At 60.2% G+C, this 20836-nt stretch carries 19 protein-coding genes, 4 pseudogenes and 1 other annotated feature; of the genes and pseudogenes, 10 read left to right on the top strand and 13 right to left on the bottom strand.

From position 1 onward, the window contains the following. The first annotated feature begins 2 nt into the window (after window positions 1-2). The 5 genes and pseudogenes from cyoB to J8I87_RS36370 form a co-directional block, all read left to right on the top strand. Window positions 3-2015, top strand: a complete 2013-nt coding sequence (cyoB, locus tag J8I87_RS36390; protein ID WP_209937172.1) for a cytochrome o ubiquinol oxidase subunit I — start codon at window positions 3-5, stop codon at window positions 2013-2015. After that, window positions 1993-2613, top strand: a complete 621-nt coding sequence (gene cyoC, locus J8I87_RS36385; protein WP_209937171.1) for a cytochrome o ubiquinol oxidase subunit III — start codon at window positions 1993-1995, stop codon at window positions 2611-2613. The genes cyoB and cyoC overlap by 23 nt, the downstream gene beginning before the upstream one ends. Window positions 2614-2615: 2 nt before the next feature. Further along, on the top strand, window positions 2616-2948 hold the full coding sequence (gene cyoD, locus J8I87_RS36380; protein ID WP_209937170.1) for a cytochrome o ubiquinol oxidase subunit IV: 333 nt from the start codon (window positions 2616-2618) through the stop codon (window positions 2946-2948). A 375-nt stretch (window positions 2949-3323) separates the two neighbouring features. Beyond that, window positions 3324-3680 (top strand): hypothetical protein, encoded by a 357-nt coding sequence (locus J8I87_RS36375; RefSeq protein ID WP_209937169.1) that lies wholly within the window; start codon window positions 3324-3326, stop codon window positions 3678-3680. Between the two features lie 60 nt (window positions 3681-3740). Continuing rightward, window positions 3741-3961: pseudogene (locus J8I87_RS36370) on the top strand (IS5/IS1182 family transposase); the annotation flags it as partial. A 57-nt stretch (window positions 3962-4018) separates the two neighbouring features. Here J8I87_RS36370 and J8I87_RS45205 read toward each other — a convergent pair. From J8I87_RS45205 to J8I87_RS36355, 4 genes and pseudogenes are all read right to left on the bottom strand, one after another. Continuing rightward, a pseudogene (locus tag J8I87_RS45205) lies at window positions 4019-4363 on the bottom strand (IS110 family transposase); the annotation flags it as partial. A gap of 148 nt (window positions 4364-4511) precedes the next feature. Further along, on the bottom strand, window positions 4512-4658 hold the full coding sequence (locus J8I87_RS45200; RefSeq protein WP_245254409.1) for a hypothetical protein: 147 nt from the start codon (window positions 4656-4658) through the stop codon (window positions 4512-4514). 288 nt (window positions 4659-4946) lie between these two features. Continuing rightward, window positions 4947-5561: an SCO family protein gene (locus J8I87_RS36360; RefSeq protein ID WP_209937168.1), complete on the bottom strand. Its 615-nt coding sequence runs from the start codon at window positions 5559-5561 to the stop codon at window positions 4947-4949. A gap of 82 nt (window positions 5562-5643) precedes the next feature. Then, a complete protein-coding gene (locus tag J8I87_RS36355; RefSeq protein ID WP_209937167.1) occupies window positions 5644-6285 on the bottom strand; it encodes a DUF6436 domain-containing protein in 642 nt (213 codons plus the stop codon). A gap of 889 nt (window positions 6286-7174) precedes the next feature. Between J8I87_RS36355 and J8I87_RS36350 the strand changes: the two genes are divergently transcribed. Next, window positions 7175-7636: a hypothetical protein gene (locus J8I87_RS36350; protein ID WP_313068018.1), complete on the top strand. Its 462-nt coding sequence runs from the start codon at window positions 7175-7177 to the stop codon at window positions 7634-7636. 271 nt (window positions 7637-7907) lie between these two features. Here the strand turns inward: J8I87_RS36350 and J8I87_RS36345 are convergent, their stop codons facing one another. The 5 genes and pseudogenes from J8I87_RS36345 to J8I87_RS36330 all read right to left on the bottom strand — a co-directional run bounded on the left by J8I87_RS36345 (window position 7908) and on the right by J8I87_RS36330 (window position 13486). Then, window positions 7908-8597, bottom strand: coding sequence for a response regulator transcription factor (locus tag J8I87_RS36345; RefSeq protein ID WP_209937165.1), 690 nt, complete (start codon window positions 8595-8597; stop codon window positions 7908-7910). Window positions 8598-8628: 31 nt separating this feature from the next. Further along, window positions 8629-9000 (bottom strand): response regulator, encoded by a 372-nt coding sequence (locus J8I87_RS36340; protein ID WP_209937164.1) that lies wholly within the window; start codon window positions 8998-9000, stop codon window positions 8629-8631. Continuing rightward, entirely contained in the window at window positions 9000-11798 is a 2799-nt protein-coding gene (locus J8I87_RS36335) for a PAS domain S-box protein (protein ID WP_209937163.1), read from the bottom strand. The genes J8I87_RS36340 and J8I87_RS36335 overlap by 1 nt, the downstream gene beginning before the upstream one ends. 492 nt (window positions 11799-12290) lie before the next feature. Beyond that, window positions 12291-12408, bottom strand: a pseudogene (locus J8I87_RS46470) (IS6 family transposase); the annotation flags it as partial. 220 nt (window positions 12409-12628) lie between these two features. Beyond that, window positions 12629-13486: an AraC family transcriptional regulator gene (locus tag J8I87_RS36330; protein WP_209937162.1), complete on the bottom strand. Its 858-nt coding sequence runs from the start codon at window positions 13484-13486 to the stop codon at window positions 12629-12631. A gap of 300 nt (window positions 13487-13786) precedes the next feature. On the opposite strand from J8I87_RS36330, the gene J8I87_RS45195 reads away from it, so the two are divergent. The 3 genes from J8I87_RS45195 to J8I87_RS36320 all read left to right on the top strand — a co-directional run bounded on the left by J8I87_RS45195 (window position 13787) and on the right by J8I87_RS36320 (window position 14807). Then, on the top strand, window positions 13787-14131 hold the full coding sequence (locus J8I87_RS45195) for an FAD-binding protein (RefSeq protein WP_245254408.1): 345 nt from the start codon (window positions 13787-13789) through the stop codon (window positions 14129-14131). A 75-nt stretch (window positions 14132-14206) separates the two neighbouring features. Further along, window positions 14207-14548 (top strand): hypothetical protein, encoded by a 342-nt coding sequence (locus J8I87_RS45190; RefSeq protein WP_245254407.1) that lies wholly within the window; start codon window positions 14207-14209, stop codon window positions 14546-14548. 25 nt (window positions 14549-14573) lie between these two features. Then, window positions 14574-14807 (top strand): hypothetical protein, encoded by a 234-nt coding sequence (locus J8I87_RS36320; protein ID WP_209937161.1) that lies wholly within the window; start codon window positions 14574-14576, stop codon window positions 14805-14807. A gap of 150 nt (window positions 14808-14957) precedes the next feature. Here the strand turns inward: J8I87_RS36320 and J8I87_RS36315 are convergent, their stop codons facing one another. Continuing rightward, window positions 14958-15611, bottom strand: coding sequence for a class I adenylate-forming enzyme family protein (locus tag J8I87_RS36315; protein ID WP_209937160.1), 654 nt, complete (start codon window positions 15609-15611; stop codon window positions 14958-14960). A gap of 55 nt (window positions 15612-15666) precedes the next feature. Here J8I87_RS36315 and J8I87_RS36310 point away from each other — a divergent pair. Next, window positions 15667-16897, top strand: a pseudogene (locus J8I87_RS36310) (IS3 family transposase). Next, window positions 15957-16073: a sequence feature (AL1L pseudoknot), on the top strand. It overlaps the preceding pseudogene by 117 nt. A 1-nt stretch (window position 16898) precedes the next feature. On the opposite strand, the gene J8I87_RS36305 reads toward J8I87_RS36310, so the two are convergent. From J8I87_RS36305 to J8I87_RS36295, 3 genes are all read right to left on the bottom strand, one after another. Then, window positions 16899-17828 carry a class I adenylate-forming enzyme family protein gene (locus J8I87_RS36305; protein WP_209937158.1) on the bottom strand — a complete coding sequence of 310 codons (930 nt, stop codon included), beginning with the start codon at window positions 17826-17828 and terminating at the stop codon, window positions 16899-16901. Window positions 17829-17975: 147 nt separating this feature from the next. After that, window positions 17976-18485, bottom strand: coding sequence for an acetone carboxylase subunit gamma (locus tag J8I87_RS36300; protein ID WP_209937157.1), 510 nt, complete (start codon window positions 18483-18485; stop codon window positions 17976-17978). A gap of 23 nt (window positions 18486-18508) precedes the next feature. After that, entirely contained in the window at window positions 18509-20833 is a 2325-nt protein-coding gene (locus J8I87_RS36295; protein ID WP_209937156.1) for a hydantoinase B/oxoprolinase family protein, read from the bottom strand. Window positions 20834-20836: the final 3 nt, after the last annotated feature.

The following is a 20836-nucleotide window of genomic DNA, read 5'->3' as shown; positions in this document are numbered from 1 at the left end:
TCATGTTCGGCAAATTGACATGGGCAGACGTGCCGTTGCACGAGCCCATCATCGCGGTCACCCTGGCGGCTGTCGTGATCGGCGCAGTGGTGATTCTGGGCGCAATCACCTATTTCCGAAAATGGACGGTGCTTTGGAACGACTGGATCACGACAGTCGATCACAAGCGCATCGGCATCATGTACATCTTCGTGGCAATCGTGATGCTGGTTCGCGGCTTTGCCGACGCCATCATGATGCGGACACAGCTTGCGCTCGCCGGGCCGGGTCACGCGGGCTTCCTGCCACCGCATCACTATGACCAGATCTTCACGGCGCACGGCGTGATCATGATCTTCTTTGTCGCGACGCCGTTCGTCGTCGGACTGATGAACGTCGTCGTCCCGCTGCAGATCGGGGCTCGTGACATGGCGTATCCGTTCCTGAACGCCTTGAGCTTCTGGCTGTTCGTCGTGGGCGTCGTGCTGGTCATGCTGTCGCTAGGCGTCGGGGAATTCGCGCAGACAGGCTGGGTCGCCTATCCGCCTTTGTCGGACATCCAGTTCAGTCCGGGTGTGGGGGTGGACTACTACATATGGTCGCTACAGGCCTCAGGTTTGGGAACGCTGCTGACCGGAGTAAACCTTTTTGTAACCATTCTCCGGATGCGCGCGCCGGGCATGACGTTAATGAAAATGCCCGTCTTTACGTGGACGGTGTTTGTCACCTGCGTAATCATCATCGCAGCCTTCCCGATCCTGACGGTTGCACTGGCCGCGCTAGCGGCGGATCGCTACCTGGGCTTCCATTTCTATACAAACGAACTCGGGGGCAATCCGACGATGTACGTCAATCTGGTATGGGCGTGGGGGCACCCCGAGGTGTATATCCTGGTTCTTCCGTCGTTCGGGATCTTTTCCGAAGTCACCTCGACTTTCGCCCGAAAACGTCTGTTCGGCTACAAATCGATGGTGGGCGCGACGCTGGCAATCGGCATCCTGTCGTTCCTCGTCTGGCTACACCACTTCTTCACAATGGGTTCGGGTTCGGACGTCAACAGCTTCTTCGGCATTATGACGATGATCATCGCGATTCCGACTGGCGTGAAGATTTTTACCTGGCTGTTTACGATGTACCGCGGTCGCGTCGAGTTCACGCCACCGATCCTCTGGACACTGGCGTTTCTGGTGACATTCACGATTGGTGGCATGACGGGTGTGCTGCTCGCGATTCCCGGAGCGGACTTCGTGCTCCATAACAGCCTGTTTCTGGTCGCGCACTTCCACAACACGATCATCGCCGGCGCGCTGTTCGGCTATTTCGCTGGCTTGAACTACTGGTTCCCCAAGACCTTCGGCTTTAAGCTGAACGAGCGTCTCGGCAAGTATTCCTTCTGGTGCTGGGTCATCGGCTTCTATCTCGCGTTCATGCCGCTTTACATGCTTGGCTTCATGGGCATGACCCGGCGTCTGAATCACTACGACAACCCGGCGTGGACGCCATACCTCCAGGTCGCAATGGTCGGCGCGGTCTTCGTCCTCGCGGGGATCGGCCTCCTCATCGCGCAACTGATCGTGAGCATCCGCGACCGCAAGCAAAACCCTGACCTCACCGGCGATCCGTGGAATGCGCGCACGCTTGAATGGTCCACATCGTCGCCGCCGCCGTTCTACAACTTCGCCGTGGTGCCGCGCGCGGATGTCATCGATGCATTTCATAAGGCGAAGAAGCGCGGGTTGCCGGCGCGCCCGGGGACGTACGAGCCGATTCATATGCCACGCAGCACGGGAGTGCCGTTTATCGTGAACGTATTCATCCTGCTACTGTGTTTCTCGCTGATCTGGCATATCTGGTGGCTGGCAGGTGTCAGCTTCGTTGCGACGATCTTCACGCTCATCATCCGCTCGTACGACGACGATACCGATTATTACGTTCCGGCCGACGAAGTCGAGCGCATCGAGAGCGCGCGCCTCAATCTAACGCCTCAATCTCACGACACGAAAGATCTGAACCATGTCTACGCAAACGCTGATTGATTCGAGCGTGACCGAGGATGCGCACGCGCATGACGGCCACGACACCGGCTCGCGCAAGGTGCTGGGCCTGTGGCTCTACCTGATGTCCGACTGCATCCTGTTCGGGTCGCTGTTCGCGTCGTATGCGGTATTGAGCGGAGCCTTTGCCGGTGGACCTGGACCGAAGAACATCTTCGAGTTGCCGTACGTGCTGGTCGAGACGTTCGTGCTGCTGCTTTCTAGCATCACATATGGCTATGCGATGCTTGCCGTGCACAGGCGGAATCAGGGTGCCGTCTTGCGGTGGCTGAGCCTGACCTTCATTCTGGGCACCGTTTTCACCGGCATGGAAATCCACGAGTTCCATCACCTGATCTCGCTCGGCTACGGACCGCAGCGCAGTGCGTTCCTGTCGGGCTTCTTCGCGCTCGTCGGCACGCATGGACTGCATGTCGCGTCTGGTTTGCTATGGATGGCAGTGGTCGTGCATCAGGTGGCGACCAGAGGATTGACGCCGTCTAACGTGACGCGCCTGTCGTGCCTGAGCCTTTTCTGGCACTTCCTGGATCTGGTCTGGATCTGCGTGTTCACGGTCGTTTATCTACTCGGAGCGTTCTGACCATGGCAAACCATGCTACTACCCGCGCCGGGGAAGCCCACGGCAGCGCAAAGGATTACAACACGGGCTTCATCCTGTCGATCATTCTGACGGTCGTTCCGTTCGCGTTGGTCATGCATCCGGTGTTGCCGCGGGCGACGACGCTGCTCGCGGCCGTGATTTTTGCGATCGTTCAGCTCGTGGTGCATCTTGTGTATTTCCTGCACATGAGCCGCTCCTCGGAAGGAGGCTGGAACCTGATCAGCTTCGTGTTCACGCTCGTAATCCTCTTCATCATAGTGGCGCTCTCGGTCTGGATCATCTGGAGCATGCACTTCAACATGATGATCAACTGATTCGCCAGGCGCGCGTTCGATGACGGGTACCCCACATCATGTAACGGTCCTAAACGGCGATTGACGAAGCCCGGTATCGTGATCCGCAATTTCATCGCCGTCATGGGCGGTTTTCCGCTACGCCGGTATATGGTGAGACCTGCCTGTCGCGCTGGTACTCGTCGGCTACGTCGCATACATAGCTATACAGTTTTTACATGAACAGAAAATCGACTCACGTGACGTCGGTCGGCAGAAGTGCTGGTGCGATGCCACCCGTAGTGGGACAGATGCCGCATTCGTATGCGATCGCAATCTCCCGGGGCTCAGGATTATCGCGCGGCCTTGATTCCTGTACTTCCGGTTGTCAGCGGCTTTGCCGCAGCGAACCGCCATATGATGCTCTACATCGTCGCCTTTTCTGCTGCCACCCTGATGGTTGGTTTCCTCGAATTTGCCAGCACGATTCTTATCCTGGCCGTACTGAGTGTCGCGATGTCGTTGGACTGTTCCCCGTCCCAACCGGCGAACAATCTCTCGCTGCGTGGCCGGCGCATCAGGGGGAGAGCGCAGCGAAATCGCTGTCGCCGGTTACGTCGGTTCAGCAATGGCAATGATGGGCCGCTCGTGCTGACCGGTGTGCAATCGAAAGCATTCGGGTCCAACATGCCGCACGAGACACCGCCTGAGGATAAGGGCGTTGACGGGGGACGTGGCACTCTCCTGGCAGACTGCAGAAATACCTCGCGCTGAAGTCATCGGGACGGGCGGCAAAAGGGTTGAGGTAGAAGGGTGACTCCGTTCCAGGAGACTATGCGCGGCACTGGCACGTTCACTGACAGAGTTTGTTTTCCGTGCGCAAGCGGGACGATTTCGTTCCGTCCTCGCATCCGCTGCGCTCGATTCGCGTCATGGCGAACGAGGCGCTGGCGAAGATGGATGGGTGTTTGCCGAAATGTATGAGACCGACATCAAGGGAGGCCCGGCCGAGCATCGCGCCGGAGAAGCTGCCGCGGGCGATGCTGTTGCAGGTAACGCGCGTACGCGGCGGTTGCCCTGATGATCCCCTGGTCCACCTGACTCTCGCCGGTTTCGTAGGGCCGGGGGACAGGTCCCGTACAGGCGCCGACCTCACGGCGGTTGGCGAACTGCCTCCAGAAGAGCTCCAGCGCGAGTCTCGAGCCGCTGACCGGACCAATGCCGCTCAGGCGTGTGAGCTGATCGATACGCTCGCGCGCCGGTTCGCCGCCTGGGCGTAGTACGCCGTCTCCGGCGCGGCCGGCTGCTTCTCGGCCAGTGCCAGCCGCTCGCAGTCGCACAGCAGCCGTTGGTGGAGCTCTTCGGGCAGCGGCGCACCGTCGTGACAGTGCACTTCGCGGCGCGCGAGCCTGGTGGCAAATTTCCTGCTGTTGACGTCGGCAGCCCAGTGTTGCCATCAGCTTGCGTGCTGCAACACTTCCTTCTGCAGCTCGCCGCGCTCGCGCATCAGGTGGCGTGACGCTTCGTCCTGCGGTGATGGCACGTGGACCGCGTGCATGCGGTCGCGTTCGCAAGCAGCAGCCAGTCCAGCAGGTTGATGACCAGCTACGTGACGTCGAGCCCGTCGGTCTTCGCGCGTCGCCCGTCGCGTTCGACCGGGATCCTCTCCGGATCCACGACGTAACATTCAATGCCATGGACCTGCAGGGCCCGGCAAATCCAGAATGCATCCTGGCCGGCTTCGTAGCTCACGACGACCCACGTATTGTCCGGAAGTGACCATGCCTGCCCTTCGCGTTGCAATCAGCGTCAGCACCGCCTGCATGCGGGCGGCTGGGTCCGTCTGCGCGACCGTGTGAAACGACGGACTTTGGCGACGCCTGTCATGTGGCTCGACCTTCCACTTGGCCGCCGCCAGTTCAAGCGATACAGCCAGCATCACGTCCGTCGCGTTGACCCAATCCGTTCCATGTGTTGTATGCATGACGCTCTCCCATGAGCAAGTCCCATGGTCAGCCTGTCGCCCTCCTGCACATAGATCTAGAGCAGAAGACTCAGGTCGTTCGCACTTTCCTCGGCACTTTCCCCATATTGCAGCGCAAAGCGCACCACGCCCCTAGTATCGATCACGTACTGGAGTACCGAGTGTTCCACCGTATACGAGTTAGCGGATGGGATTTTCCGAAAATACGCCCCAAAGGATCGAGCGGCTTCAGCCGTCTCCTGCGCATTACCGTATAGTCCAACGAACGTCGAATCGAACGCTGCAGTGTAGGCCCTTAAAATCGCTGGCGTGTCCCGCTCAGGATCGACCGAGATAAAGATTACCTTCAGCCTGTTACCTCGATCCCGAAGCAGGCTTTTGATCTGCGCCGCGCGAGCCAGGCTTGTCGGACACACGTCCGGACACCGCGTGTATCCGAACAGAAGCAGGACCACATTGCCCCGGAAATCCTCCAGCGTCCGCAGATTGCCGTCGGTATCGCGCAGACGGAACGTGCCCGGCAGTTTCATCGAGGACAGGTCGACTGCGTGCAGCTTCGTGGAGATGTGTTTGCCGCATGCCGCCACGGCGAGCAGGAGCGCCGCACTCAGCAGACGGCGGCGTGGTGACGGCGCGGTATGGGACCGACGACGCTTCTTGCGATCGGACATGCTCGAACTTTATGAGTGGGTGGTAGGGGTGGCTGGTTGCGGGCGGAGCAAGGGTGTCATTAGCGCGTGCAACGATGCACCGCTATGGGTGCTCGCCGGGCGCCGTATTCCAAGGGCAATAACAGCCGACGGCGACCAGCGGAACAGGGCGGACATGTTCACCTGCGACCAGCATGCCGAGGATCGGCTCCACGAAGCTGTTGGCAGAGCTGCAGACAAAGCCTTCACTGTATGGTCCCGCGTAGGCAAGCTTTCCATCTGCAGCCCAGATGGCTATAGCGGGGCTTGCCGGTATGCGCTCTATTCCTTCGATTCCCGCTAGTGGCTTGAGCTTGCCTCGCAGAAAGGCCGATAACTGGCCGTGGGTGCCGGGCTTGCGCATGCTGTAGAAGTCGATATTTGCGCCTCTGAACATCGAGATCAGGTAGTTCAAGTGGGCGTCGGTATTCTCATTGCAGGTCGTGCAGTCAGGGTCCCAAAAGTGCACGACGCGAATGCGTCCAGTATTGCCGGCCAGGTCCGGCGGCAGACGCAGATCGGAGTCTCGGAAGATGACGGCCTGATTCGAGTAACTGGTCACTCCGCCGATGCCAAAATATCGCCATAGTGCGACACCCGTCCCGATGAGGATACAGACGGTCGCGCAGAGAAACAGGATGACCGGGCGTCTGCGCAGCAGAGGGATTGTTGATCGAGGAGTTTCCTCGTCACCGGCAAGGAACATGTCTGGTCACGCCAATGGACGTGTGATGCGGCAACCCGTCACCGATGCGGGAAGTTGCTTTCGTACTGCGTTTCCATTTCGCGAGAGGCGTCTTCCTGGAAGAGGCTGGGCTGAGGCGACTGGACCAAGACCCAATCGGCCGACAGCGATTACTTCGGCGCGCTCGATCGAGCCCTCATTGGCGCTCAACAAACCCATGTTGGTCCGATACATATTGCCGGCATCCGTATCCACTACGCTGCAGTCAGCGCGGCGACAGTCGATGACAATCGACCGGCCGGCAGAGCCGTCGGGATTCATCGCTCGAATGCGGCCGCCGCTTATTTCGAGGAACAGTAATCGTCCGGGGCTGATGACACCCTGAGAAGCGCTGCTTCTGTTGACCCGAAACAGAGTCATTTCATGTCCTTTCCCGTCGATACAATTGATGGGGAGACTGAACAGCAGGCCGACGCCCGGTGACGCAGGGTACCGGGGTTGTCGTTCCCGGGCACGCGGTGCTCCGATGAAGTTGTGCGACCGGCTATGTTTGATTTTTACGCCAGCGTTCTGAGACTTTACTTCTGAACAGCAACTTTAGCCTTTAAGCGGTGCGTGATTCAATTGCACGATGGTGTTATCACCGTTAGCACCCCTCTTGGATAAGGAAATTTGGTTTCGTTCTGCACCTAAAGTGCAATTGCGGCCGCGCCGGGCGTGCCCTAAATTGGTTCCAAGCCAGCACGGATATATGTAACGCCCCGACGTGTATTTCCGGGGCGTTGCAGGTGCAGGTGCAGGCGCGTAGCCATCCGTTCGTAGCACCGGGTTGTTCGTCCCGAGCTTGGCCATCTCCACATGGCGGGTGCACTACAAAAGTAAACGTCCCGCCCGGGAGGAATTCTCCTGAGTGTTCAAGAAACAATCGACTGAACGCGATGACCATATGAAGTTTCTTTCGCAAAGCATTTCGGTGGATGGCATCGAGTCGGCGCGCCTGTTCAAAGCGTCTGTCGTTGTGGTCTGTGGATGGGCACTGATTGAGGCGCCGCTGGAACTCGGCGGGTCGACCAATTCCACCTCTCTGTTCGCCGTGGTGGTGTCGAAGGTGCTGATATGCCTCATCGGCGCCGGTGCGATCGCCAACCTGCGTATTGCCTGTCAAGTCTTTGCCTTCGTCTGCGGAGCGAGCGTATTCGCCATAGCACCAGCACTACCTCTTGAGTACATGCGCTGCTTTTCTATTGCACTCTTCTCGACGGTCGAGTGCATTGCCAAGGCAGCATGCGTTGCGTCGTTCGCAATCGCGTCCTTCGGGGGGAACAGTGTTGGTGAAAATATGAACGTACTGAACCGCACGGCAGATGACTAAACATGAGCTTGTCAAGCGTAATGAGTCGGAGATTGCTGTCATTGTTCAGCTTGCTGCTCGGCGGTTGCGCATTCGTGCCATCGATCCCGCAGTTGTGTATGTCTGTGCACGGGTTCGGCAGGTGAACGCCGGGTAGCCGCTGAGCTACGACATCGCAATGTCAATTCGCTTGGCGGCAGGTATGACGAGACAACTGTTCAAGTGAGGATCCGGTGACGTGATATCAACACCGGTGCAGCAGCCATTGGCGCGCAGGCCTGTGCCCCATCCCTCACGCAGCGCTTCGCAGCGCTGCCCCAAATACAGGGCCAGGGCGGAGTCTTCGCGCCATGTCGACCAGTTCGGCGAGCGAGCGGGCGTTCATTTTTCGCATGACGTGCCTGCGGTGTACCTTCACTGTTAGTTCGGTGATGCCCAGCCTGGCTCCTACCTGCTTGTTCAGAAGGCCGGACACCACCAGCGCCATGACCTCCCGCTCGCGTGGACTGAGTGAGGCGTAGCGATCGCGGAGCGATTGCATCCGGACTTCCTCGACCAATGTCGCGCGGCTGCGCTCGATGGCGTGGCGAATGGCCTCAAGGAGAACCTGGGCGTCAAAGGGCTTGGTGAGAAATTCAACCGCTCCGGCTTTCATGGCCCGCACCGTCGTTGGCACATTGCCGTAGCCGGTGATGAAGATGATCGGCATGTCGGTACGCTCCGACGCAATGAGATTTTGCAGATCGAGGCCGCTGAGATCGGGAAGACTGACATCCAGCACCAGGCAGTTTGGGACCATCGTGCGCGGGCGCCCAAGGAAATCGTGCGCGCAGGCGTACGTCTCGGCGCTGAGACCGGCAAAGCGAATCATCGCTTGGAGCGATTCACGCACCGAGACGTCATCATCGACGACGAAGACGACCGGCGTGACATGCGCCGACGGCAGTTCAGATTTGCGTTCAACTGCATGGACTGGTGTCATTTCGAACTCCATTGGTAGGCACCTGGGTGAATCATTTGTCCTGGAGCGCAGCCTGGATTGCCCCAAGCAGAGCGGTGTCGTTGAATGGTTTGAACAGACATTCAACGGCACCCTGCTCGAGCATGCGAGGGCGAAGCGCCTCGTCCCCGTGCGCCGTGATGAAGATGATCGGAACGGTTTGCTGGCGCCGCCGCAGTTCGTGCTGCAGGTCCCTACCGGACATGCCCGGCAGGGCGACATCGAGAATCAGGCAGCGCGCTTCGCCCGCATACCCGGATGCCAGGAACTCCTCGGCTGAGGCAAACGTCCGCGCGGCAAAGCCGAACTCGCGCAACAGGTCCGGCAGCGATTCGCGCACCGACTCGTCGTCGTCGACCACCGCGATAAGCGCGCGGTCAGCCATCACGGATTCCTCACGGTCTGCTCCGTGTCGGTATGCGCTGACAGGACCTTGTTAGCAGGACGATCCGCCGCCGCCATCCACTCCTGTCGAGATGGGATGGAAAACGAAAATGTGGCACCAAAACGCTCGTTCGAAGTGGCCCACAGGCGTCCACCGTGGCATTCGATGATGGAGCGGCTCACGGATAAACCGATGCCCATGCCTTCCCGCTTGGTTGTGTAAAACCCATCGAAGAGCTTACCCGCGTGCTGCGGATCGAAGCCCACTCCGGAATCGGTCACGGCAAGCCGGACACAGTCGCCATCGTCGCGTGCGATCCTGACCAGCATCTGCCGCGGACGGACGTCGACGCCATCCATCGCCTCCGCAGCATTAAGAAGCAGGTTCAATGCTACCTGCTGGAGCTGAACCCTGTCGCCTGTGACGGGGGGCAGGTTCTCGGCCGTCTCCAGCCGTAGCACGATCCGTCTTGCGCGGATCTCACCGCGCAGCAGCTCGATCACGTCATTCGCGGCTTCGACAAGATCGACCGCCTCCATCGTCACGGCCTTCTTGCTGAACAATGCGCGCAGACGTGTCATCACCTCCGAAGCGCGGTGTCCATCGCGGATCGTGCGCCGCACCGTCTCGAGCGCGCCGTCGACATTGGGGGGCTGCGCGCTCAGCATGCTCAGGCCGGTGCTGGCGTTGGTGATGATGCCGGCCAGCGGCTGGTTGATCTCGTGCGCAATCGAAGCCGTCAGCGCCCCCAGGCTGTTGACCCGGCTCGCGTGGGCCAGTTCGACGCGCAGGCCGTAAAGCGCTTCTTCGGACTGACGGCGCTCGGTGACGTCATGGACGGCGCCGATGTAGTCCAGCCAGCCCTGCGGGTCACGCGTGGCGTGAGCCTGTATGCGCACGTACCTGACCGAGCCGTCTGACAGCAGCAGACGGTGTTCGAACTCCAGGTGCTTGCCATCTTGCGCTCGCTCGATCATTTCATGCAGCACATGAAGGTCAGCGGGGTGGACTCGGGCGGTGATCATTTCCAGTGTGATTCTCACGCCCGCCTCAATGCCGAAGATGCGATACAACTGTTCGGACCAGGTGAATGAGCCAGTCTCCGGGCGCCAGCAGAAACTTCCGCTCGAACTGAGCTGCTCCACCCTGGCCATCAGCGCCGCGCTCTTGCGCAGTAGCTCCTCCGCCTGTTTGCGGGCCGTAATGTCGTGCGTCACGCCTAGTTGCACGATCGCTCCGTCGCTGTCGTGCATCGGCGCTGCATGGGTTTCCATGTGCCGTCGCTCACCGCCCCGCGTGATGAAGTCGAATTCCAGGAAGCCATCGTTGCCCGAGCAGATGTTTCTGTTGAACTCGACGAATCGCGCGCGATGCTCGGGAGCGACGCGATCGAAGTAGCACTTTCCGATCACGTCTTCCGCGCGCGGCGCGCTCACTGTGCGGCGTCCAGCCGGATTGACAAACAGCAGCGTTCCGTCGTTGGCGAGGATCGTCACGCATTCCGGTGTCGTGTCCACGATCGTGCGGAAACGTTCCTCGCTTCGCATCAGTGCGAGGTCGCTCCGTGCACGCTCGATCGCGATGCTCGCGAGGCGCGAGAGTCGTTCTGTCAGATCGGATTGAAGCCGAGTGGGGGATCCGGGCTCCGACCGGAATATCGTGAAGGTTCCCAGCACGTCGTGTGTGCGCGACAGGATTGGCGTCGCCCAGCACGCGCACAGCCCATGCGTGAGGCTAAGGTCGCGCCACGCCGGTGGCCAGCGTGAGTCCGTTGCGATATTGGATACGATCACGGGTTTCTTGAGGGATGCCGCGATGTCACATGGTCCCGGATCGCCGCCAAGGGTGGCGCCATTGGCAGCATCGGTGTAGATCGGCGCGAGGTCTGGCGCGCCCACCCGCTGGAAGCGCATGTCGCCGGGCTCGATCAACGAAATGCTGCACAGGCAGTCGCTCGTGATCTCTTCGACCAGCCGGCACAAATCGTCTAGAACCGTAGGCAAAGGCAGCCCCATGGCGACCATTTCGAGCAGGCGCCTCTCGCCCGCAAGCAGCGCCTCGGCCCGCTTACGGTCGTCGATATCTGTCTGCAGGAAGTACCAGAGAGCGATTCGCCCCTCGTTATCCCGCAAGGGGAAGCCTTGCACGCGAAACCATCGATAAACGCCGTCGGCGCGGCGGTGGCGCGATTCAAAGTCGTATGGCACGCCGGTGCTGATCGACGCGTGAAAACGGGAAATAGTCCCCTGCCGATCCTCCGGGTGGATAAAGTCTTTGCTAATCCACTGCTTCAGTTCGTCAAGCGTCGCGCCCGTGTATTCAAGCGTATGGCGGTTGGCGTGAGATAGCTCACCCTCTGGCGTAAAAAGAATCACCCGCACAGGCAGACCGTCGACGATCAGCCGAAAGCGCGCCTCGTGTGCCCGCAAGGCAGCCTGAATCTGCTTGCGGTCCTCGATATCCGCATTGATCCCGCACCACTTCACGACCTTGCCGGCGGCGTCCGCAACCGGGCTGACGCGGCATAGGAACCAGCGATATGTGCCGTCGAAGCGTCGCATTCGCGCTTCCGCCTCGCCTCCATTGCCGGACGTGACGGCGATCCGCCACGATTCGAGCAGCGCGTGAAGGTCGTCGGGATGGACTATCTTCTGCCAGCCATCGCCCGACGCCTGCTCTACGGAAAGTCCCGTATATTCGGTCCAGCGGCGATTGACGAATTCAATGCGGCCGTCAGGCAATGCGGACCATACCAGGCCGGGGAGTGCATCTACCGTACGACTGAGCTCATTATTCATCGCGATCCCTCCCCCGCAGGCGCGCTATCACGGCGATTCGTCCTGCTAGCACCGGTTGAAATCCGGCGCCGCCCCTGGGCTTCCCGCTTGGCCGATCAGTAGCATGCCGAATGGTCGAGAAGGTGAATATGTCTTGCATGGTGATCTCCCAAAGGCGAATCGTTGCTGCGTAGAGACGCCGGACGGTTTGCTAACGCCATCCTCGCCTTGGCCACACTCTGCAGTCAGGGTTACAGGGCATGCGTGCCCGCACACCGAGCCAGCTTGAATTGTGAGCGCGGACCGTAATCAACAGGCAGTCAAGCGCGCCAACGAGGGGTGCGCGAGGCCCGGTAGGGTCTAAGGGCAAGCTTAGTGGCCGCGAAAACCAGCGTCTTGCAGATTTTTTCGCCCTTATAGATTCCTGTAAAAGGCTTCCCTGCAGCGGGATTTCGCGGCTCGCTTATATTTTTTCGAGCCGCGCGCCGTCACATACGGAAAAGCCGCTGGCGCGAACGACCTCGACGGTCGGTCTGATGATCCGATGGCGCGGTGGTCCTGCTCGACGACGTTGTTCAAGTTTTTGTTTTGCCGGACCCTTGATCGGCGTTGGCCGCTCGGCTCGAAGCGATCGGCGGCGAGGCCAAAGAAATCGACTTCGCGCCTTTTGTCACTTGATGACCCAGGCGCCTTTATTGCGCTCATCAGGGGGAAGCGACGGCAAGGTGGGATGGATGGGCAACAGGGATGCGCGGTCGAATCCGCATGGCGCCACCGCCATCCGGCAACGTCGACAGCTGGTGGCGTCTCACTGTCGATACTTCGGAAACCTGACGTTTGTCCGCCGCAGGTCAACGACCACTCTTCCTGTAACGCAACGGCGTCGTGCCCAAGCGTTCAGAGAAAAGCGCTGTCATGTGCTGCTGCGATGAGAAACCACATGCGGCTGCCACATCGGCAAGCGGCGTATCCGTCGCGCGCAGCAAGTGGGCCGCGGCGCTCAGACGCTTCTCCACGACGAAGCGGTAAAGGGAATAACCCGTTCGTGCTTTCACGCCATCGGAGATCACGCGTACCGGGAGATCGAGCGTCGCCGCGATTTGCGTGCAACTCAGCGCGCACTCAAGGTTCTCTTCCACATATTGGTCGAGCCGGCTGAATTCGAGGCTCGACAGTGTGGGGCGAAGATTGTCTTTGATGGCATCCAGTTGCCGCGTCGTCTCGACCCACGAGAGTGCCGCAAGACACTGAATTTCCCACGGATCGACAGAGAGTGCCGCATTCGTTGACGTCTTCAGCCGTGCGTAGCGCACCAGATGACGTATCGCGTCGGCGCCGAGGTTGTCGCGGTTGCCGATGTGTCTCAGCGCATCCGCGTGCAACCCGCTCATGCTGCGCTTGAATTCGTCCGAATAGCGAAACGCAACGAACCCCAGGCGGACCTGTTGCGCGTCGATATGCATGCTTCCGCCGCGTGGATGAAAGGCCGCTGTTTCCGCATGGAACGTGAGTGCAAGCGCGGGCCCGTCGTCGTAACGCGTCTTCGAAACGATCGTGCCGAGCAGCAGGCAGATCGTATCCGACGTGTTGTCGACATTGAATGTATACGGTTGCGCGCCCGATATGCAGTATTCGAGCCCGGATATGCCGGGCACGGTGCTGAACGCGTCGATATGTCTGCCAGCCGGTTGCTGCGCCGTCGCTGTCATGGTTGTCTCCGTATCCGTCAATGGCGCACGCGTGCGGCTCGACATGGATATTTCTAATTCCGCTCGAGTATAGAGCGGCGCGCACGCGCGGCCGCGTTTCAACGGTTCGCGATTCGCAAACACCGCGTCTGTGGTTTTCACCCTAGTAATGACCCTGATGTCCGCTCCAGACCGGAATCCGTAAACCGCGAAACCTGAAAGACCCGCCGATTACGTCGACGTACGGTGCACTCCATGCCTGCTACCGGTAAGCGTCCGCCCGTATCCATCCATCGAAAACCATCACTTCGGAGACAACACATGGATGACGCTATCCGCGCGCCTGCCACCTCGCGGCGCAATTTCATCAAGGCTGCGGGCGCAGGCACTGCGGCTACGGCATTCGGCGCCGTGACGCTTTCCGCCAGGGCCGCAGATCAACTGAAATTCGACGCCGAATACGACATCGTCGTGTGCGGTGGTGGAGGCGGCGGCTTGCCCTGTGCGCTTTTTTCCCGCTGGCTCGGTAATCGCGTGGCGATTCTCGAGAAGGCGGGCAGTGTTGGCGGCACGGCGGCGAAAGCGGCCTTCTGGTACTGGGTGCCCAACAACCAGCCGATGCGGCGCGCGGGCATTGCCGATCCGAAAGACGACTATCTGCGCTAGGTTGCACGTCTTTCGAGACCAGAGCAATACGACCCTTCGCTGCCGAAGCTCGGACTCTCGGACTGGGAGTTTGAGATGTGCGAAGCGATCTCCGGCGGTGCATCGCCGGCCACGGAACTGCTGGCGGCGAAAGGCGCATTGCCGTATCGGCACGAAGGCGCCGTGCCTGACTACTGGGCCGAGTTGCCGGAAAACAAGGCTCCGCGAGGCCGCGTGCTGTTTCCTAAAGGGGGTAATCGTTCTATGCGTGCAAAATCTGGCGGTTTTCACGAAAAACGACTGACAGATCAACGATTTGCGCAACTCAGGCTCGCGCGAAATCAAGGAAAAGGCAAACCCTTGCCGAGCAAGCGTCCGTGCCCTGCAACCGCCAGATTTTGCACGGCAGGTACGAATACCCCAACCACCACGAGGTGAAGTCGTACAGGTCGGCAAAAGGCTCATGTTCGCGCAGGCCAAACGCCGCCAGGGACAGGGTGTCCGGGCCGTCGAAGAACTGCTACGCACCGTCGCGATGTCCGCCGTAACGCCATCCGCGGATGACGAACCGGTGCAGGTGTTCCTCGTTCCAACCAAAACTCGCCGCCAGACCGCCGGGCTGACGCCGCGCAAACTGATTCTCAACTGGAGAACGGAAGTTGCTTCGGAAGGGCTGGAGTCCATCGAAGCACTATAGACACATCCTTCAGCCATATTCGCTGACCTGATTGCAGCCCCTGCTTTGGCGCGGTCTCCCGAGAAGGAGGAGGGGGCTTGTGATTTGACACATCAGGTGGCGAAGGCTCGCTGTGCTGTGATTGGCTTACCTGGCAGGGCGGGTCCACCGCTATGCGAGGCTCCAGCGCCAGGTTCTGGCATTCGCCTCCTCGCCAAGCCTGATCAATAGATCGCGCAGTGCCGTCTTGACCACCTTGCCGGTGCTGTTCTTCGGCAATGCTTCGACGACCAGGTAGGCCTTCGGCCGCTTGAAGCGGGCGATGCGGTCCAGACACCATTGGTCAAGCTCTGGCTTGGTCAATTGCGCACCCGCCGTCGGCACCACGATAGCCACCACTTCTTCTCCCCAGTCAGGATGGCTGCGGCCGAGCACAGAGACTTCACTTACTGCCGGATGGGCAAGCAGCGCGTCCTCCACCTCGCGCGGGTAGACGTTGGAGCCACCACTGATGATCACGTCCTTGATGCGATCCTTGAGGGTGAGCTGGCCACGCTCGTCCTGGAATCCAACATCGCCTGTATGCAGCCAGCCGTTACGCAACGTCACAGCAGTGGCCAATGGGTTGTTCCAGTAACCTTGCATCACTGTGGGGCCACGAACCAGCACCTCGCCGACATGACCCACCGGCAGCGGATGGTCTTCGGCATCGACAATGCGAATTTCAACCTCCGGTAAGGGACGCCCGACTGACGTCAGCACCTCGAGTTCACCGGTGGAATAGGCGGCTTCAATTTGGCCAGGTGACTGCGCGGTGATGGTCATCGGACTGAACCGCCCCGGGTTTTCCGGAGGCTCCAACTCTTGAGAGAATGGAGCTATGGAAAACACGAACAAGAAGTCACCGAAGTATTCGCCGGAGGTCCGGGAGCGGGCGGTACGGATGGTGTTTGAGCACCGGTCGGAATACGACACGCAATGGGAAGCGATCGAGTCGATCGCATCGAAAGTGGGCTGCTCGCGTGAGACGCTGAGGAACTGGGTGCGGCAGGAAGAGCGCAACCGCGGTCTACGAGCGGGGCCGACGACGGCGGACCAGGAGCGCATCAAGGAACTGGAGCGGGAGGTCAGGGAACTGCGACAGGTCAACGAGATTCTGCGCAAGGCGTCCGCATATTTTGCGCAGGCGGAGCTCGACCGCCGACCGAAATGATGATCACGTTTATTGACGATCACCGGCCGCTCTACGGGGTCGAGCCGATCTGCAGGGTGCTGCCGATCGCCCCGTCGACGTATTACACGCACACCGCACGACGCACCGATCCGGGCCGTCTGCCGGCACGGGCCAGACGCGATGCAGCACTGTGCGAGCAGATCCGGCGGGTGTGGAAAGAGAACTTCAGCGTGTACGGGGCACGCAAGGTATGGCGCCAGTTGCAGCGTGAGGGCATCCGGGTTGCCAGATGTACGATCGAACGGCTGATGAAGATTCTCGGCCTGCAGGGAGTAAGGCGTGGCAAGGCGATCAGGACGACCATCAGTGATGGCTCGGCGCCGTGCCCGCTGGATCGCGTACGACGCCAGTTCAAGGCCGAGCGCCCCAACGCGCTGTGGGTTTCGGACTTCACCTACGTTTCGACCTGGCAGGGTTTCGTCTATGTCGCGTTCGTCGTCGATGTGGTCGCCCGCTACATCGTTGGCTGGCGCGTTTCGGCCTCGGCTCGCACGGACTTCGTACTGGACGCACTGGAGCAGGCGCTCTACGCACGCCGACCCGGACAGGAGGGTGATCGGTTGATTCACCATTCCGACAGTAATAATGTAAGTACCAGTTTCTCCACGGCCCGCTGGGGCACGGCATCGAACCGTCGGTGGGCAGCGTGGGGGACTCCTATGACAACGCACTGGCTGAAACCATCAACGGCCTGTACAAGGCGGAAGTCATCCATCGACGCTCCTGGCCTAACCTGCAGGCCGTCGAGATGGCCACACTCGAATGGGTTGATTGGTTCAATCATCGCCGACTGCTCGAGCCCATCGGCAACATTCCACCTGCCGAGGCAGAAGCCCGCTATTATCAGCAACTCGCTGGGTTACGCATGGCCGCGTGACTCAAGCCAAACGGCCTCCGGGATTCCCGGGGCGGTTCAGACTCTCACCCTGGCCGTAAATCTGGCCGATCTTGGGGCCCAGGCAGTCTAGTGCTGCAACCTCGTCCTCGAGATAGAGTGGTGCACCGCCACAGACAATGACCTTGAGATTGGCCAGATCGGCCTGAGTCTGTCGCACATGTTCGACCAGCCGGTTGAGCATGGTGGGCGCGGCAAAAAAGCTCGGGCGCCGATGCGTAGCGATAAGGCTCTCCAGCTCAGCGATATCAAAGCCACCGGAAAGCGGGATTACTTGGCTCGCACCTTTGGCAACATGGGGGACAATATAGAGTCCCGAGCCATGGGACATTGGCGCTGCGTGGATCAAGCTGTCTCCAGGCGAAATTGGGGTAACGGCGCTGGAATAGGCTCGCGACATCGCAGCCAAATTGTGGTGCGAGAGCATGGCGCCTTTGGGCTTGCCGGTGGTACCACTGGTGTAAAAGAGCCAGGCGATTGCATCACCGTCGACGTCGGCCACCGGCATCCCTGGCGCCTCGAAGAGCGTCCGGTATTCCGTGGACTCGATTGCGATGGTTTTGGTGTCAGGCGCGTCCTCCGTGCCGGAAACGAAACAGACCTGGGCGTGACAATCATGTACGATGTGGTCGATCTCGCACGGATGCAGCTTTGCATTGATTGGCACGGCGCACAGGCCCGCGTGCCAGATGCCGTACAGCAGTTCTATGTACTGCGGGCTATTCTTCATGACAAGCGCGACCCGGTCGCCGGCATTGAGTCCGAGCTGCGCGCGCAGCCCGCGAGCGCAACGTGCAGAGCGCAGTGCTAACTCGAAGAAGGTGCAGAAGGCATCTGTGCCGTGGAAGATAGCAACCTGATCACGGTAGGCACGTGCCGTGTTAATCAGCATGTAAGCGAGGTTGTGGTTCATGCTTTCCCTCGTTTCAGGCGGGAGGGTTTCAGTGTGGGCGGATGGGCGAGTTGCACGCGAGCGTGCAACTCGCAAGTCTGCTTCCAGCATCGTTGCGCCAGGGGAGCAGCCAGAGCGAGCCCCCTGCGTTACGCGGCTTTTCGACCTTTAGTCGGCGGCGCGCTCGGGCACCGGCAGGTTGACCCACTCCTTGTAAAAGGCGTCGATGTCCGGTTCAAAGTCGTGAATCACCGGATACCACGGCGTCGGTGCCTCGACGTCGTGCATCGTGCCGCATTGCGGGCAGTAGTACTCGCGATACACCTGCCATTGGGTGTCCGGGGCCATCAGCTTCGGATAGACTTCAGTCATGGCCTCCTCAGTGTCCCGCACGTAGATGGCGGCGTGCATTTTCCAGTTCTCGCGGTAATCGCAGAAGGTGTGCCCGCAGTCGCACTGGGTGAGCCATTTCTTGGTCGTAGCCGACTGCACGATGTACAGGTGCGGCCCGAGCGGCAGGATGATGCGGTCCGGGAAGCTCACCTTGGCCTGGAGGGCTGCCAGGTACTGCTCAAAGCGGCTGTCGTCCTTGGGCATGGAAAGCATGCGGAATGTGGTTTCCCAGTCCAGCGAGCCTTCGACGAGGTGCGCCACCTGTTCATTGGTGTAGGTAGACATGTTTGAACTCCTGAATTCGGTGATTACTCTTCGACCTGAACGACGGTGGTGACGTCGGGCAGGAGCGACAGGTCCATGCGGTGCTTGGCGCCGTAGGACGGCACGCCCAGTTCCTCCTCGAGCAACTGCCAGTCGTCCGGCAGACTCCAGAATGTCTTGAAGTCGCGGGTGAACTTCTCGGACAACGCGAAGCTCGTAGCGAACATGTGCTGCACCTGGGTTGCGGCGTGTTTGTTCAGGATGCGTTCGCGTTCCTCCTTCATCCATTCACGGGTCGGCAGGGACCTTGCCAAACGTTCCGCGCGCATCTTGGTGCGACGGTCCGCAGTCTTGGCCACATCCACCGTGAACACCCCTTTGGCATCCTCGGTGAAGACAGCGCCGTACACCTTCTGTGCGTATTCCGGCAACAGGAACTTCTGGTTGAGATCCGCCTCGATGGCCTTTGGATCACGATCGATCGGATCGCCGAAGCCAGGGCCACCACGCAGATAGTTGAGGTAGAGGTCGTGGTTGGCGTAGCAGTCTTCAGTGGTAATGCACTGCTTGTCGCGCTTGACCACAGCGGAAGCATTGAGGTGACGCTCGTAGTCCGGGTTTCCCGGATCGATATCGCCGCCCATCGGCAGGGAGTCGCCGATGGCGATTCGCTCGTCCAGACCCGTCTTGTGGGCTTCGAAGCGATAGCCCGTTGCGGACGGGTAGCCGCCCATCATGCCCCAGTCGCTATTCATGAAGCCGTTGCCCATGAAGAACATGGTCCAGTCCTGCGCGTTCCACACCATGCGGAGCGTTTCGAAGCCGCAGCCGCCACGGTATTTGCCGTAGCCGCCGGAGTTAGCCTTGACATTGCGGCCCAGGTAGAGCAGCGGCTCGGCCATCTCCCAGATTTCGATGTCACCCATGTCGCCTTCCGGGTTCCAGATGGCGGCGGCGTGGTTGAGGCCATCTTTCACGGCGCAGGCGCCAGTACCGCAGGAACTGGCCTCGAAGCTATTAACCGCGTGGATCTCTCCATCCTGATTGATGCCGCCGCCCTGAAGCCAGTTGGAAGTGTTGGCGTTACCCGCGTTGACCTCTTCCAGATAGCCACGGCTGAAATAGGACTGGGAGAGACCGCGCCACAGGGCCGCCCAGCCAGAAACCAGGAAGTGCCAGGCGTAGGCGTGGCCGGTGCGGCGGTCATCCGGATTACACCAAGTGCCCTTGGGCAAGCGGAATTCGGTGGCGAAGTAGGCGCCGTCGTTGATGCGCTGAGTGGGCACCAAAGTCTGGCACATCATCACCCAGATGCCTGAAGTGAATGCCACCTGATGAGCATTGAAGGTGTGCCAGCCCCAACGGCTCGCGCCCTCGAAGTCCAGTCGCCACTTGCCGTCCGGCCTGATGGTCATCTCCACTGGCGAATGCATGATGGAGTCGAGCTTGGCGAAGGCGTTGGAGACCTGCACGTCCTCATGCTTGTAAGGTACGTCGACAAAAGAGACCTTGCGGTACTTGCCCGGCAGAGTCATGGCCTTGATACGGTTCTGCAGTCCGCGACGGCCTTCTTCGATGACCTCGAAGGCGAACTTCTGGTAAGCGTCGATGCCGTCGGCGCGGATTACCTCCTCCACCAACTCACGAATCATGTGGCAGCCGGCAATGCGGGTCTTTTCGTCGAGGATCCAGTACTTGGGGGTACGCACCGAGCGCTGTGACTCGTGCAGCCAGTCGCGCAGCGGCACATCGTTCACCCCGGTCTTGCGGCAGGTGATCATGTAGCCGTCGCCGAAGCGCTGTGTCTGCCCGGTCGACATGGAGCCCGGTGTCACCGAGCCCGTGTCGATGACGTGGGTGACGCCGCCGACCCAGCCAATCAGCTGGTTCTCCCAGAAGATTGGGACGATGGTGGCAATGTCGCAGGGGTGGACATTGCCGATAGCGCAGTCATTGGTCGTGAACATGTCGCCAGGGTTGATGCCGGGGTTGGCTTCCCAGTTGTTCTCGATCATGTATTTGATCGCCGCGCCCATTGTGCCGACGTGGATGATGATGCCAGTCGAGGTAAGGACGCAGTCGCCGGCAGCGTTGTACAGCGTGAAGCAGAGTTCGCCTTCTTGCTCGACAATGGGGCTCGCGGCGATTTTCTTGGCGGTTTCGCGTGCGTGCACCAGGCCGCCTCGCAGCTTGGAGAACAGCTTCTCGTAGCCGATTGGGTCAGCGTCGCGGAACTCCAGTTTCTCGATACCGTTGTAGTGCCCGCTGGCCTTGGTGCGCTCGATGATGCCGTCGCGGTATTGCTTAAGCGTCTCACCGGTCTTCAGCAGGTTGGCGCAGCCGATTTCCTTGTTGCTCATAACGTTCATGGC

The organism is Paraburkholderia sp. LEh10 (genome assembly GCF_017814945.1).
GTDB lineage: Bacteria > Pseudomonadota > Gammaproteobacteria > Burkholderiales > Burkholderiaceae > Paraburkholderia.
The sequence above is the reverse complement of the archived record's forward strand: the minus strand, read 5'-3'. Positions and strand labels throughout refer to the sequence as shown.